Annotated in this window: 12 protein-coding genes; 5 read left to right on the plus strand and 7 right to left on the minus strand. The window is 44.3% G+C overall.

The genetic code is table 11. From position 1 onward, the window contains the following. The first annotated feature begins 321 nt into the window (after window positions 1–321). Window positions 322–3,117, plus strand: a complete 2,796-nt coding sequence (gene polA / locus A37S_RS0103990) for a DNA polymerase I (RefSeq protein WP_028295863.1) — start codon at window positions 322–324, stop codon at window positions 3,115–3,117. 107 nt (window positions 3,118–3,224) lie between these two features. Further along, window positions 3,225–4,403 (plus strand): toxin-antitoxin system YwqK family antitoxin, encoded by a 1,179-nt coding sequence (locus tag A37S_RS0103995; RefSeq protein WP_028295864.1) that lies wholly within the window; start codon window positions 3,225–3,227, stop codon window positions 4,401–4,403. 44 nt (window positions 4,404–4,447) lie between these two features. Here the strand turns inward: A37S_RS0103995 and ypfJ are convergent, their stop codons facing one another. From ypfJ to A37S_RS0104030, 7 genes are all read right to left on the minus strand, one after another. Then, window positions 4,448–5,302, minus strand: a complete 855-nt coding sequence (gene ypfJ, locus A37S_RS0104000) for a KPN_02809 family neutral zinc metallopeptidase (RefSeq protein WP_028295865.1) — start codon at window positions 5,300–5,302, stop codon at window positions 4,448–4,450. Window positions 5,303–5,399: 97 nt separating this feature from the next. Further along, a complete protein-coding gene (locus A37S_RS0104005) occupies window positions 5,400–5,717 on the minus strand; it encodes a DUF3276 family protein (protein ID WP_028295866.1) in 318 nt (105 codons plus the stop codon). Between the two features lie 166 nt (window positions 5,718–5,883). Continuing rightward, window positions 5,884–6,072 carry a hypothetical protein gene (locus tag A37S_RS27405; protein ID WP_169719430.1) on the minus strand — a complete coding sequence of 63 codons (189 nt, stop codon included), beginning with the start codon at window positions 6,070–6,072 and terminating at the stop codon, window positions 5,884–5,886. Between the two features lie 190 nt (window positions 6,073–6,262). Further along, a complete protein-coding gene (locus A37S_RS0104015) occupies window positions 6,263–9,034 on the minus strand; it encodes a bifunctional aconitate hydratase 2/2-methylisocitrate dehydratase (protein ID WP_028295868.1) in 2,772 nt (923 codons plus the stop codon). Between the two features lie 326 nt (window positions 9,035–9,360). After that, window positions 9,361–10,044, minus strand: a complete 684-nt coding sequence (locus tag A37S_RS0104020; protein ID WP_028295869.1) for a metal-dependent hydrolase — start codon at window positions 10,042–10,044, stop codon at window positions 9,361–9,363. Window positions 10,045–10,089: 45 nt separating this feature from the next. After that, entirely contained in the window at window positions 10,090–10,392 is a 303-nt protein-coding gene (locus A37S_RS0104025; protein ID WP_028295870.1) for a YbaB/EbfC family nucleoid-associated protein, read from the minus strand. 121 nt (window positions 10,393–10,513) lie between these two features. Beyond that, window positions 10,514–11,713: a serine hydrolase domain-containing protein gene (locus A37S_RS0104030; protein ID WP_036601155.1), complete on the minus strand. Its 1,200-nt coding sequence runs from the start codon at window positions 11,711–11,713 to the stop codon at window positions 10,514–10,516. 162 nt (window positions 11,714–11,875) lie between these two features. On the opposite strand from A37S_RS0104030, the gene fumC reads away from it, so the two are divergent. From fumC to A37S_RS0104045, 3 genes are all read left to right on the plus strand, one after another. Further along, entirely contained in the window at window positions 11,876–13,273 is a 1,398-nt protein-coding gene (fumC, locus tag A37S_RS0104035; protein ID WP_028295872.1) for a class II fumarate hydratase, read from the plus strand. An 81-nt stretch (window positions 13,274–13,354) separates the two neighbouring features. Further along, a complete protein-coding gene (locus A37S_RS0104040) occupies window positions 13,355–13,792 on the plus strand; it encodes a fumarate hydratase (protein WP_245586301.1) in 438 nt (145 codons plus the stop codon). A gap of 17 nt (window positions 13,793–13,809) precedes the next feature. Beyond that, on the plus strand, window positions 13,810–14,994 hold the full coding sequence (locus tag A37S_RS0104045) for a BamA/TamA family outer membrane protein (RefSeq protein WP_051292706.1): 1,185 nt from the start codon (window positions 13,810–13,812) through the stop codon (window positions 14,992–14,994). The last annotated feature ends 5 nt before the right edge of the window (window positions 14,995–14,999 follow it).

The raw sequence follows: 14,999 nt of genomic DNA on the forward strand, positions 1-14,999 counted from the left end.
TGTCAAAATACAATTCTACGCCGTTTGTTTCAGCTTTTTAAAAAATACCATAAAATGTATAACAGTATGACATTTTTCAGAAAAAAAGTCTTTATTATGTATGCTTCCCCGCTATTCTTTTAACTTTGTCGATAGCAACCCTTGAGGCAGGGTGTACGACAAGTTTCCGCTTACGGTCAGCCGTCACTGCGAGATTGGATGGCAAGCAATCTGGCGAACAAAAAAAGCGTCATTGCGATGAATGTAATGAAGAAGCAATCTGCTTTTTTTGTTCAAATGGGATTTTTGTTGTGCACTTCTTGAGACAATATTTGATATTACATGAAGAAACTATATTTACTGGATGGGATGGCGCTGATCTATAGGGCGTATTTTGCCTTGAGCAAAAATCCACGTTTTACCTCTACGGGGTTGAACACATCGGCCATTATGGGCTTTACGAACACCTTATTGGAAGTCATTAAAAACCAACAGCCCACCCATATTGCCGTCGTATTTGACACCGAGGCACCTACGGCAAGGCATACGGAGTTTGAAGCTTATAAGGCGCAACGCGAAACCATGCCCGAAGATTTGGCTGCTGCCATTCCCTATATATTCAAGCTGATAGAAGGATTCAACATACCTATTATCACCAAGGATGGCTACGAAGCCGACGACATCATCGGCACGCTGGCCAAAGAGGCCGAAAACAAAGGCTACGAAGTGTTCTGCATGACCCCGGACAAGGATTTTGCACAACTGGTTTCCGATCGTATCAAGATCTACAAACCGGCACGTATGGGTAACGGCGCCGAGATACTGGGCGTCAAGGAAGTATTGGAAAAGTGGGAGATCCAACGCGTGGAACAGGTTATCGACATATTGGGACTATGGGGCGATGCGGTGGATAATATCCCTGGAGTACCTGGAATTGGAGAAAAGACGGCCAAAAAACTGATTGCGGAGTACGACTCGGTGGAAGGCCTTATAGCCAATGTGGACAAGCTGAAGGGTAAGCAACAGGAGAATGTGACGATCTTTGCCGAACAGGCGTTGATTTCCAAAAAATTGGCAACTATATTATTAGACGTTCCTGTAGCACTGGACGAGGACGACCTATTGTTGAAGGAACCGAGCAAAGAACTGCTGGAGCCCCTTTTTGCCGAACTGGAGTTTAGGACATTGGGCAGGCGTGTCTTTGGCGAGGGCTTTAGCGTACCGGAGGCGAAAGTGGATGCTCATGGGCAAATGGATCTATTTGGACAAGCTCTCACGCCCCCCGCCGAACACAAATATACGTCTTATGAGGTTCCTCAAGCAGGCAAAAACATAGGCAATACCGCCCATGAATATATACTGGTGCAGACCGAGCAACAAATAGAAGAATTGTTGTTGCTATTACGGAGTCAAAATAAAATCTGCTTCGATACGGAAACGACCGGCATGGATGCCAATGACGTCGATTTGGTAGGTCTCAGTTTTTCCGTGCAGGCAGGCAAGGCCTATTATGTGCCGGTGTCCCTGGAAAGACAGGCCTGCAGCGACATATTGATGCATTTCAAGGTCATATTGGAAGATCCCAATATTGCCAAGATAGGCCAAAACCTCAAATACGATATTTTGGTTTTGAGCTGGTACGGCATACGTGTCCAGGGCCAATTGTTCGATACCATGTTGGCCCACTACCTCATCGATCCGGAAACGAGGCATGGCATGGACGTATTGTCCGAAAATTACCTGGGCTATACTCCTGTTTCCATCACCGAACTCATCGGGCCGAAAGGAAAAGGACAAAAGAATATGGCCGATGTGGACCCTGCCTTGGTAAGCGACTACGCCGCTGAGGATGCCGACATCACGTTGCAGCTCTATGAGGTGTTTGACCCTATGCTGAAAGAAGTAAATGCTCGGGAGCTGGCGACCAATGTGGAATTTCCGCTAGTCTATGTCCTGGCCGATATGGAACGAGAGGGTGTTCGCATAGACGTGCCCGCTTTGCAAGAATTTTCCATCGAAATAGAACGGGACGTGCTCGTTTTGGAAAAGACTATCTACGACAAGGCGGGTGTGCACTTCAATATCGCATCACCCAAGCAGTTGGGCGAAGTACTTTTCGACAAATTGCAACTAGATGCCAAAGCCAAAAAGACTAAAACAGGGCAATACCAGACGGGCGAAGATGTCTTGCTGGCTTTGGCCCACAAAAGCGATATCGTACGGGATATACTGGATTTCAGGCAGCTGCAAAAACTCAAGTCTACCTACGTAGACGCGCTACCCAAGCTGATCAACAACAGGACCGGCAGGGTGCATACGTCCTATAATCAGGCCGTGGCCGCCACGGGCAGGTTGAGTTCCAATAATCCCAATCTACAAAACATCCCCATACGCACGGAAAGGGGGCGCGAAGTGCGCAAGGCATTCATCGCTCGCGACGAGGACCACGTGATTTTATCTGCCGACTATTCGCAAATAGAACTTCGCCTCATTGCCGAGATGAGCCAAGACAAGCACATGCTGGAAGCATTTGACGCCAACCTGGATATTCACCGTGCTACGGCTGCAAGGGTATATGGCCTTGCGTTAGAAAATGTCACTCCCGAACAGCGCCGCAACGCCAAGGCCGTCAACTTTGGCATCATCTACGGACAGTCTGCCTTTGGTCTATCACAGACCCTGGGCATAGCGCGTACGGAAGCAAAGGCCATCATAGACGAATACTACCTACAATATGCTGGCATTAAGGACTACATGGAAAAAACCATCGCCTTTGCCAAGGAGCATGGCTATGTACAAACATTAATGGGCCGTAGGCGTTACCTTAGGGATATCAATTCGGCCAATGCCACGGTGAGGGGCTTTGCAGAGCGCAACGCCATCAATGCCCCTATTCAAGGCTCGGCGGCAGACCTTATCAAAATAGCTATGATCAATATCCATAGAGATATACTGACACAGGGACTCCAGGGGAAAATGACCATGCAAGTGCACGATGAACTGGTATTTGACGTGCCTAAGGCAGAAGTGGAAAGCTTCAGACAACTTATCGAGCATCGCATGAAAACAGCCCTTAAGCTTCAGGTCCCCATTGTGGTAGAGATTGGAGAAGGCAAAAATTGGTTGGAAGCGCACTGAGTTACTTAATGAAGCGAATTTCAGGCATATATCGGGATGCGTTGTTGGGTATAAGATGCCGTATTGAAGGCCCCCTGAATGGATTCGTCGCGCCGTGACAATGGAAAGTGAAAATCAAAAAAGCAAAAATGACACGTTGGTTCATCATCATAATCTCCATAAATTTATTTGCGGTCACCTTCGACTTGTCTGCGCAACAGGCAGACAGTAGTACTATCTCTCAAGTTTCATCAAAGAGCACTTATTATGAGCGTTCAGATGACGGCATGATCCATTTTTACTATGACGATGGCTACTACCTTGTAGACAAAGACTGTGAATATTTCGCTTTTGAACGCATCGGCAATTACCGCTCGAAAGTAGGTTTTATAGGCCCATTTGCCGACTATGACCAAGATGGCAGGCTTATTTTGGAGGGCCAATATGTCAACGGACAGAAAGACAGCCTTTTTACCGCCTATTTTGCCAATGGGGTTATTCAATGGCAGGCATCCTTTGAGAACAATGAACCTAGGGGACTTTGGCGTTTCAATTACCCTGATGGCAAGCCCTTAATGGAACTGTTGTATGGTGAAAACGATGTGAAGCTAAAAAATTTCTGGGACGAGAGAGGACGTCAGCGCGTCACAAATGGCAATGGCAAATATGACTTTGCTACTAAGGTAAGAGGCTTCAACGAATATGGATATCAATACATAGAATATAAGGGCAGTGTTCAAAACGGGATCCCAAAGGGCATGTGGACCATCAACTATGTCTTTGCCGATGGCTCCCGTAGCGAGGCTGCGTACGAATATTACGATAGCAAGCAAAATTTGCGCTATGGCTACGATCTATGGGAAGACGAAAGGTATGGCACTTCAAGAATTCAAGTGGGGCCACAGGTCTATATCGGTAGGGCCGATGCAATGATGGCAAAAGATTGCTCCGTAGACGAACATGAGGACTTTCCCCTTTTCATTGCTCTTAGACTTGAAAAAGCATTATCCAGGTTCGACTTTTCCCAATATGGTATACAGGATATCACCGTGGATTTGGACGTCAAGAAACAAGGCGAGGCGGACAATGTTGAAGTCGTACAAGGATATGAAAATATCGATGAAGTGCGCGGTTTGTTAGAAAGGATTTTGATAGGTATCCCTTACTGGATACCTTCCTTTGACACGGATCAAGAAGTATTCATAGATGATCAGTTAAAAATCCATCTTCAAATAACACCTAGAATACCCCCTGAAATGGGCATTGTCATAAATGGTATCAAGATAGAGAGAGAAAAGGGAAATTAAACTGGATGAGGCAAAATAAATAGCTTGCCAAGGAAAAACCGCCCTTATTCCAGGCCTTCAAAGCTATCGCTCTTAGAAAGATCCCCCGTCTCGTAACCACGTTTGAAAGAGCGTACCCGCTGTTCTGAAGTACCATGCGTGAAAGACTCTGGAACCACGTATCCTTGAGCCTGCTTTTGCAAAGCATCATCTCCCACCGCACTAGCCGCTCGAAGGGCCGAGGCCATATCTCCACTCTCTATCATATCCTCTGTCTGATCGGCATAGCGCACCCACATACCGGCTAGAAAATCGGCCTGCAGCTCCAAAGCGACAGATACTTTATTGTATTCACTCTCACTTAGCTGCTGACGCAAGCGTTGTACCTTGGCCATGGTGCCATTCAGATTTTGTACGTGGTGTCCCACTTCGTGTGCAATAACATAGGCACGGGCGAGATCCCCTTCCGCACCAAACCTGCTGGAGAGCTCGTCGAAAAAGGCCAAATCAAGGAAGACCCTTTGACTTGGAGGGCAGTAGAAAGGCCCCATAGCAGCCGAGCCAAGACCACATCCTTCCGTATTGGTTTGCTCCCTAAAGAGCCTTAATACAGGCTTTTGATATTCTTGCCCTTCTTGAGCAAAATATCCCGTCCAGTACTTGTCTGTGCTTGTCAATACCACATTGACAAATTCCACCATTTCCTTTTCCTCAGGAGTTTCCTCAATGGAATCAGTGCCGGTAGAAATTTGCTGATTTTGCAGCTGCTGTAATACCTCTTGTGGATCGCCTCCTAGGAACGTAACTATTAGGGCAATTACAATAGCTCCTAAACCACCACCAATGGCTATGCCCTTTCCACCGGAGGCACCGCGCCTATCTTCTATATTACCTTCGGTAGGTTTTCCTTTCCATTTCATTTTCCAAATTCGATAAAAAACAAAAACCTCCATAATGGAGGTCTATAAAATGACTTTAATAATGAGTCTTATTTCACTGACGATATCCTAAAATCAATTAATAAGAGAAATCTTCATCCTTGCTGTCGGAGTAACCGTTTTCACTATATTCATAACGCTTCTCAACAACTTCTTGATGCGCTTTAATATATTCTACCGTTTCGCTTAGACCTTCTGAAAACTTTTCGAAATCCTCTTTATAAAGGAAAATTTTGTGCTTAATGAAAGAGCCATCTTCTACTCTTTTCTTACTTTCCGTGATCGTTACGTAATAGTCATTGGACCTTGTCGCTTTAACGTCGAAAAAATAAGTCCGTTTTCCAGCCCTTATTTTTTTTGAAAATACCTCTTCTCTCTCTTTGTCAAAATCTCCCATTTCTACATCCTTGAGTTTAAGTTTTTGATTCGGCATAAATATAATGTATTATTTCTTAATAGTGCAAGAAAAAACTTTTTTTGTTGTGATTGTTATAAGGAATGCCAGAAATTAGCAAAGACGAGCAAAGAGCTAAGACGCTGCTTATAAGATCGTTACAAATACACTATTTATCACATAATCTATCATATTCTATCTCCTCATTGATGCGGGTTTTCACCATGTCGTCCTCTTCAAAAAATTGCGGCATCTGAGTAAATTGATTTACAATTTGCCTCACCTTTCTGGTAAATGATTCTAGATCACTCCCTTCTTGTTGAATACTCACCTCACAGTTGCCAACTGTTAGTGTCACTTGCAATCTTCTCATAGTTCCTCCTAATAGTAGTGTTATCAGGATGCAAGTTCACAAACAAATATTAACTGGCTATTAGCTAGTTGTAAAATATCGGTTAAAAAAAAGGAAACTTTACCAAGTTTGCATGCGCTGTGGCCTTGCGCGCAACTTTGGTAAAGTTTCCAGAAGAGTTATTTCGGCGGCTCTACTAATGCACCAACTGCTTATTGGAAGGAACAAACTTCGTCAGGTTGATTCCTTCCACTGCTGCCTCGTATTCCTCCAAATTAGGAATTCTTCCAAGTATTGCAGATAGCACTACGACCGGGGTAGAAGCGAGCAGGGACTCTCCCTTTTTCCGCTCGGAATCTTCAACAACTCTTCCTTGGAAAAGTCGGGTCGACGTAGCGAGTACGGTATCTCCCCTGGCTGCTTTTTCCTGATTACCCATGCAAAGGTTACAACCAGGACGCTCCAGGTACATCATGTTCTCGTATTCTGTACGTGCTTGACTCTTGGGAAAGAGATCATCAAACTCAAAACCGGAATATTTCTCCAACAATTCCCAATCCCCTTCTTCTTTCAGTTCATCAATGATGTTATAAGTTGGAGCGGCAACCACCAACGGTGCATGAAACTCAACTTTACCCTGCCGTTTCTCTAAGTTTCTGAGCATTTGAGAAACAATTTTCAAATCTCCCTTGTGAACCATACAAGAACCTACGAAACCAAGGTCCACTTTTTTGTCGCCACCATAGTAGGACAAAGTCCGGATAGTATCGTGCGTGTATCGCTTAGAAACATCCTTATTGTTCACATCAGGATCAGCAATCATCGGCTCATTAATTACATCAAGATCAACGACCACTTCGGCATAATACTTAGCGTTCTCATCTGGTGTAAGAGCTGGTTTTTCCCCTGATCTAATTTCCTCAATCCTTTTATCAGCTTTATTGATCAAGCCTTGAAGCACCTGCCTCTCGTTATCCATGCCTTTGTCAATCATAATCTGGATTCTACCTTTCGCAATCTCCAGTGATTCGATCAACGTATCATCCTGAGAAATACAGATGGACGCTTTTGCTTTCATTTCTGCCGTCCAGTCCGTAAATGTGAAAGCCTGATCTGCGAGAAGGGTTCCGATGTGCACCTCTATAACCCGACCTTGAAAGACATTCTCCCCACCAAACTGTTCAAGCATCTGCGCTTGTGTAGCATGAACTACGTCGCGGAAATCCATGTACTCTTTCATCTCTCCTTTAAAGGTAACCTTCACTGATTCAGGTATTGGCATGGAAGCTTCCCCCGTAGCCAACGCAAGGGCAACTGTCCCTGAATCGGCACCAAAAGCCACACCCTTAGACATCCTTGTATGCGAGTCGCCACCGATAATGATTGCCCATTCATCCACCGTAATGTCGTTAAGAACCTTATGGATAACATCAGTCATGGAGTGATAAACACCCTTCGGGTCACGGGCAGTGATAAGACCGAAGTCGTTCATAAACTTCATCAATTTTGGAATGTTTGCCTGTGCTTTCTTATCCCATACTGAGGCCGTGTGGCAGCCAGATTGATAAGCGCCATCAACGATTGGTGAAATAACCGTGGCTGCCATAGACTCCAGTTCCTGAGCAGTCATCAGGCCGGTTGTATCTTGCGATCCCACAATATTAACCTCCACACGCACATCCGAACCGGCGTGCAACACTTTTCCCGGCGTGGTGCCTACAGCGTTTTTATTGAATATTTTTTCAACTGCCGTAAGGCCTTGTCCCTCAATAGTGATTTCCTTTGATGGAGCAAATACTGGAGGAATAGCTATACCGAGAATCTTGGCTGCAACCGTTTGAATCTTTTTACCAAATACAATGGCATAAGAGCCACCGGCTTTGATAAATTCCATTTTCTGAGGAGTAAGCGACTTAGAGATATCTATCAGCTCTTTGTCCCCATTATATAATTTCTTATTTTTTGTATTGATGGTTAAAACGGTACCCGTAGCTACCGAGTAAACCTCTTCGAGAACAGGATCGCCATTTTCATCGCGAACAAGTTTGCCTTCTGCATCATGCTTTTTCACCCAGTTTTTCAGGTCAATACCAATGCCGCCGGTAACATCAACGGTGGTAAGGAAAATAGGAGAAATGCCATTTGTGCCACCAACAATTGGCGCAATATTGACGAATGGTACATAGGGGCTAGCTTGTTTGCCAGTCCACAATGCCACATTGTTTACACCAGACATTCTGGATGAGCCCACGCCCATTGTGCCTTTCTCTGCAATCAACATCACGCTTGCATCAGGATGTTGAGCTTGTAAAGCTTTGATTTCTTCTTGTGCTTTAGGAGAAATCATACACTTACCGTGAAGTTCACGATCGGAACGCGAGTGGGCTTGATTGCCCGGAGAAAGCAAGTCAGTTGAAATATCGCCCTCACCGGCAATAAAAGTAACCACTTTAATTTCTTCGGCCACCTCGGGCAGTTTAGTGAAAAACTCGGCCTTTGCATAGCTTTCAAGAATTTCTTTTGCAATGGCGTTTCCCTTGTCAAATGCCTCTTTTAGACGTGCTATGTCCGCATCGTAAAGAAAGACTTGTGTCTTAAGCACATCTGCAGCTTCTTTTGCAATGGCCGCATCGCTGCCTAATGCCAAATCAAGCAGTACTTCAATCGAAGGGCCGCCCTTCATGTGCGATAACAACTCAAATGCAAAAGCAGGTGTAATTTCTTCTACTACAGATTGGCCAAGGATAATTTCTTTTAAGAATTTTGCCTTAACACCTGCAGCTGGAGTAGTTCCGGGCAAGGTGTTGTAAATAAAAAATTTAAGAGAGTCTTCTCTATAAGGGTTATCAGAATCTTTAAGTTGTGCGATGATTTCGCTTAACAGTTCTGCTCCATCAATTGGTTTTGGGTGAAGTCCTTGCTGTTTCCGTTCTTCGATTTCTTTGATATAATCTTGATATATACTCATAATAGTTTTTTGATTTTTAAAGGCAGTTTTTTAACCAAGTGCCGCCCTGCCACTTTCACTATACCGGCCTGTATAAATTACAATAACGTTTTTCGATCTGTGCGCTCTGACAATGTTTTAATTCAATGCTCCAAGGCTTAACATATTGGACTTTACTGTTCGATGTATAAAGGGGCACAATGTGTTAAGCTGAGCGCAGGCGAAATTAATAAAAAAAATATTCATTAATGCCTTATGGGAAAGGGCTTTGTTATTTGGAAATATTCTAAACTGAATATGGATTAATTACAAGAACAGGCATTGATTGCTATCGAAAACACTTCCATTTACAAGGACACAGTGCCTCCTATTGAAGGGAGATAAAGCCGTAAACCTGCCTTTTCAAACTTGTCTATTGCCTCTTCTTTATCTATTTGGATAGGAGGAAATGTATTATAGTGGATACCAATAATATTTTGGCAATTGATGAGCTTTGCAGCCTTGATGGCATCGTCTACGTCCATGGTAAAATGCCCTCCTATGGGCAGGAACGCCCAATCCAAGGCCTCATCCTCTAACAACTTCATCTCAAGCGTAAGCGCCGTATCGCCGGCAAAGTAAATTTTCTTGTCACCACTATGGATGACATAACCTGCTGGCAGCCCAGCATAGCTTCCATCCGGTGCTCCATTTGTATGCAAGGCGTAGACCATTTTGGCCGTTCCAAACTTGAGCTTCAAAGTTCCTCCAAAATTAAAAGGATGCAATTTTTCTTGAGGTATCCCTCCTTTATTGGCCCATGCGGAAGTTTCTACAATGGCTGCTACTTCTGCACCACTTTGTTGTTGGATGGCAAACAAATCAGCTACATGATCCTCATGCGCATGACTCAAGAATATATAATCTGGATTGAGACTTTCTACATCGATATTATTGGCTTTTTCATTGGGAGTGATAAAAGGGTCGAACAAAATACTTGCACCTACTAATTCCAGTTCTACCGTGGAATGTCCATAATATGTCGCTTTCATATTGAAAAGTAAAAATTAAAAAGTCAAAAAACTGAATGCTTTCTCCTATCCAAACATACCACCCAAGCCACCGAGCATATCTTTCGTTGCGGCCTGCATCTCGGCTTGGCTAATGCTTTCTGCCTGTTGCAGCGCTTTGTTTATGGCAACGGCTAGCAGCTCTTCCAATTCTTCCAGATCGGCTTGCGCAAAGTAATCTGGCGAAATGCTGATGTTTTTCACTTCTTTATTGGCAGTGGCGGTTACTTTTATTTTCCCTCCTTCTGCCTCTCCATTCACGGTAATATAATCAAGTCTTTTCTTGATTTCTTCCGCCATTTGCTGGGCTTGGAATAATTTGTCGAACATGATCCTGCTTTGTAGTCTATATTAAAACAAAACTACGAAAAAAAGTTTTGCCTGAAAAGCAGGGGACGCATATATATGCCAAGAGCAAATCATCCCTCCTAAGGCTTGGATGGAACACGTCTTAATCATCCCCATGATAGCCTCCCTGACTGTCATATGCACCTTGACGTACCACCGGCATGCCTAGCAGCTTGTAGAGCTCATCCAAATGGAGCAGGCTACCATTTGCCATGTTGCTCAGCAATACGATGGTAACGTCGTTGTGGAGATCTCGTACATACAAGTTTCGGAATCCGTGCCACCAACCGGTATGATATACGATATGTTCGTCCCCTTGCTGAAAGGTACGCCAACCATAGCCATAATTGAATACCCCTTTCATGGATTTATTGTGGGGAGCGTATGCCGAGTCTTGCAAAGCCTTATCCAGCAAACGACTCTCCTTCAAGGCCTGATCAAACAAGAACAGGTCTTCCACCGTGCTGTATATACCCTTGTCCCCTACTGGCCCATCATGAAAGTTCTGCACCACTGACCGCCGCCACACCTTATCGTGTCCCACAACGTTAGTTGGTATCTTATCATAGTCTGCCTTGGAATATACCGCTGTATGTTTCATCCCCAATGGATCAAAAATATGTTCTTTCATAAATACGGTGAACGACTGTCCGCTCACTTTCTCGATGATGGATCCAAGAATCATGAAATTACTATTGTTGTAATGAAAGCGGGTATCTGGCTTGGCATAAGGACTGGGCTTGTGCTCTGTCAGCAAGCTCATGGCATCCTTGTTGCTCATGCCCTTACTCTTGTCGGGCCATAGGTCATCGGTAAAATAAATGTAATTCACCAAGCCAGATCGATGGCTCAGCAGAAGGCGTATGGTAATGTCTGGCCAGGGGAAATCTGGGAAAAAATCCGTCACTTGTTGATCCAGTTTCAACTTACCTTGTTGTACTAGCAACAAGATGGCAGTAGCTGTCAGCGGCTTGGACACCGAAGCCAGTTCAAACTGGGAGCTCATTTTCAGACTATCCTTTCGCAAATAATCCGCCCAACCAAAGTGATTCTCATAAATGATCTTTCCCTTCTTTGCAATCAGTACATTGCCGTTAAAGGCCGATTTGGCATGTAATTTTTGCATGAATTCATCGAGAGACTTATCGGCTTTTTTATGATCATAGATCAATCTAACACTATCCGTAACAGCTTGTTCGCGTTCTTTTTTCTGTTTCTTTTCTGCGGTAGATGAACAAGCGTTTATTGCTATAATAAAAAATAAGGCAAAAAGGATTTGAGGGAAGTAATGATGTTTCGACACAGGTATTGTTTCTTGCTTAAATAAACGTTCAAAAATAAAATGCCTAAATTGAAGAATTATTGTTTGAAAATCATTTTTAATTTGTAACGGAGTAGAGACACATTCGTTATGTGCCTCTGGAGAATATTTATACCTTTGTGGTATTTGAAAATATAAATCATTATGTCATATAGAATAGAGAAAGATACGATGGGCGAAGTGAAGGTTCCCGCAGAAAAATACTGGGGAGCGCAGACAGAACGTTCGCACGAGAATTTCAGAATTGGCCCCGAAGGGTCCATGCCAAAGGAAATCATCGAGGCTTTTGCCTATTTAAAGAAAGCGGCCGCCTATACCAATACGGATGCCGGCGTGTTGCCTGCTGAGAAACGAGACCTAATTGGGCAGGTATGCGATGAAATTTTAGAAGGAAAGCTTGACGACGAGTTTCCGTTGGTTATCTGGCAAACAGGTTCCGGCACGCAGTCGAACATGAATGTGAATGAGGTGGTTGCCAATCGGGCTCATGTTCTTCAGGGAAATAAGCTGGGAGAAGGAAAGACTTTTGTACATCCGAACGACGATGTAAACAAATCGCAATCTTCCAACGATACTTATCCTACCGCCATGCATATTGCGGCCTATAAGATGCTCATCAACACCACCATTCCTGGTGTGGAAAAACTACGTGACACGTTAAAGGAAAAATCGGACAAATTCAAGGACGTTGTAAAAATAGGACGTACCCACCTAATGGATGCTACTCCTCTCACGCTTGGTCAAGAATTTTCCGGTTATGTTGCCCAGCTGAATCACGGTCTTAAAGCTTTGCGAAACACGCTAGACCATCTTTCTGAACTAGCCTTAGGCGGCACTGCAGTAGGTACCGGCATCAATACCCCAAAGGGATATGACGTTGCTGTGGCCAAATACATTGCTGATTTCACTGGACTTCCTTTCAAGACAGCCGAAAATAAATTTGAAGCCCTGGCAGCGCACGACGCCATTGTGGAGAGCCATGGAGCCCTCAAACAATTGGCAGTATCGCTCATGAAGATTGCCAATGATGTACGGATGTTGGCTTCCGGACCCCGTGCTGGCATAGGTGAAATCTATATTCCAGAGAACGAACCCGGATCTTCCATCATGCCCGGCAAGGTAAACCCCACGCAGTGCGAGGCCTTGACCATGGTAGCCGCTCAGGTCATGGGCAATGATGTCGCCATTACCATAGGTGGTGCCACAGGACATTATGAGCTCAATGTGTTCAAACCCCTTATGGCAAGTAACTTCTTGCAATCGGCCAGGTTATTGGGTGATGCATGCGTATCATTCAACGATCATTGCGCTATAGGCATAGAACCAAATTACGAGGGCATTAAGAAGCACGTAAACAATTCCTTGATGCTTGTAACCGCACTCAATCCACATATTGGATACGAGAATGCAGCCAAGATTGCTAAAAAAGCACATAAGGAAAACCTGACCCTGAAAGAATCTGCTTTGTCTTTGGGACTACTCACCGAAGAACAATTTGATCAGTGGGTACGTCCGGAGGACATGATAGGTGGCTTGAAGTAAAGCATGGCAATGAAGCAAAAAAAAAGCACATGTCTGGTTTCAGTATTAGGCATGTGCTTTATTATGTACATAGGATGCAAAATGAGGCCAAACATACAAGGTGAAGGAGAGGCTTTCTTGCAGGGAGTATGGAAGCAAGACAGTGTCCCTATGCAAGATAAGCGACTAGCATACACCTTGTACGAAATGAAGTTCACCTGCGATTCTGTGTACATTTCCATGGATATGGTCAACAAAGCTTTGCTACATGCAGATAGCTGCACAAGGGACACTTCATGGAAAGAATATGCAAAGGGCGTCTACATTGTGCATCAGGATACCCTCATGATCGAAGCCTATTTTACGCAACAGAATGGCCGATACAAACAAGGAGGCTGCTATAGAACTGGGCAATACCTGCCTAAGTTTTCCATTTTTTCGCACAACGCCGATTCGCTGGTTTTGCGTGAAGAATACACGAACAAAACAGTATCCATGAAAAAGAGGCAGGACATTACCTGCGTTCCACAACCCTTGTAGAAAATAGATTGTAGCACATGAAAAGCCCCCTGTCCTCACTAGGCATATTGTTTGGCATTGTCATAAGCAGTTTTACCGTCCACGCACAAGACAAACCCAAAAGTTTGTACCGCCGTTTTATGGATGGCAAGCTAATGCAAAGCAATTTTGTACAGCAGTTCATTTCATCTGAGAAGGATACGTCCAGACACACATCGTTCTTGGTACTCCCAGCGCTCGGATATGCCCAAGAGACGGGATTAGAATATGGCCTATCGGGTGTGGTCAACTATAAGATGGACCGTTCAGATAGCTTGATACGCACTTCCAGCCTCCTGTTGATGGGAACCTTGACAGAAAAAGGACAATCCTATTTGAAGCTGCAATCCGACCTATGGACCAAAGGCAATACTTACCACGTGCTTTCCCTTATTCGATGGAGAAATTTCCCATTCAATTTTTATGGTGTAGGGGGAGATACCCACAAAGCAGATGAACAACTCATCACGCAAAAGCTATTCAGCTTTAACGTATTAGGAGAGCGGAAGATAGCTCCGCAATATTACGCTGGTCTCACTTTCCGTTACCAACAATATGATTACGTCAACAACGGTTCGCCAGGAATATTCGAATCTGGAAATTTCTATGGTCGCGACGGTGGCAAACTGATGGCAGTAGGCATATCACAAACGTTTGACAACAGAAACAGCAACGTATATACTACAAGAGGCTATCAATTGCAAGCCATCTATAGTTATGCCCCAGATTTTTTTGGTGGAGATAATTTCACTGGATCTGAACTAAGCCTCAACCTGAAAGCCTTTTATCCAGTATTCCCCAAAGTTACGCTCGGTATCCAGCTGACCTACGACGAACTTTTCGGCAATATACCCTTTTACCTTTACCCTCAGCTAGGCAATGACGAGGTGATGCGCGGTTACTATCAGGGACGTTTTCGGGACAAGACTTTGTTCACCTCCCAAGCGGAACTTAGGTATCGCTTCGTGAACCGTTTTGCCATTGTGGCTTTTGGGGGCGCAGGTACTGTTTATAGCAGTAAATTTGTCCTTTCGGGGCTGAAACCGAGTTTTGGTGGTGGAATACGATATTTCTTCGACATAAATCACAACAGTAGTGTGCGTATCGACTATGCTGTGGGAGAAAAACGAGCGGGAGAACCCCGTCAAAGCGGCGTCTATCTCTCTTTAGGCGAAGCGTTCTAACCCAT

Source organism: Olivibacter sitiensis DSM 17696 (assembly GCF_000427965.1).
GTDB classification, from domain to species: Bacteria; Bacteroidota; Bacteroidia; order Sphingobacteriales; family Sphingobacteriaceae; genus Olivibacter; species Olivibacter sitiensis.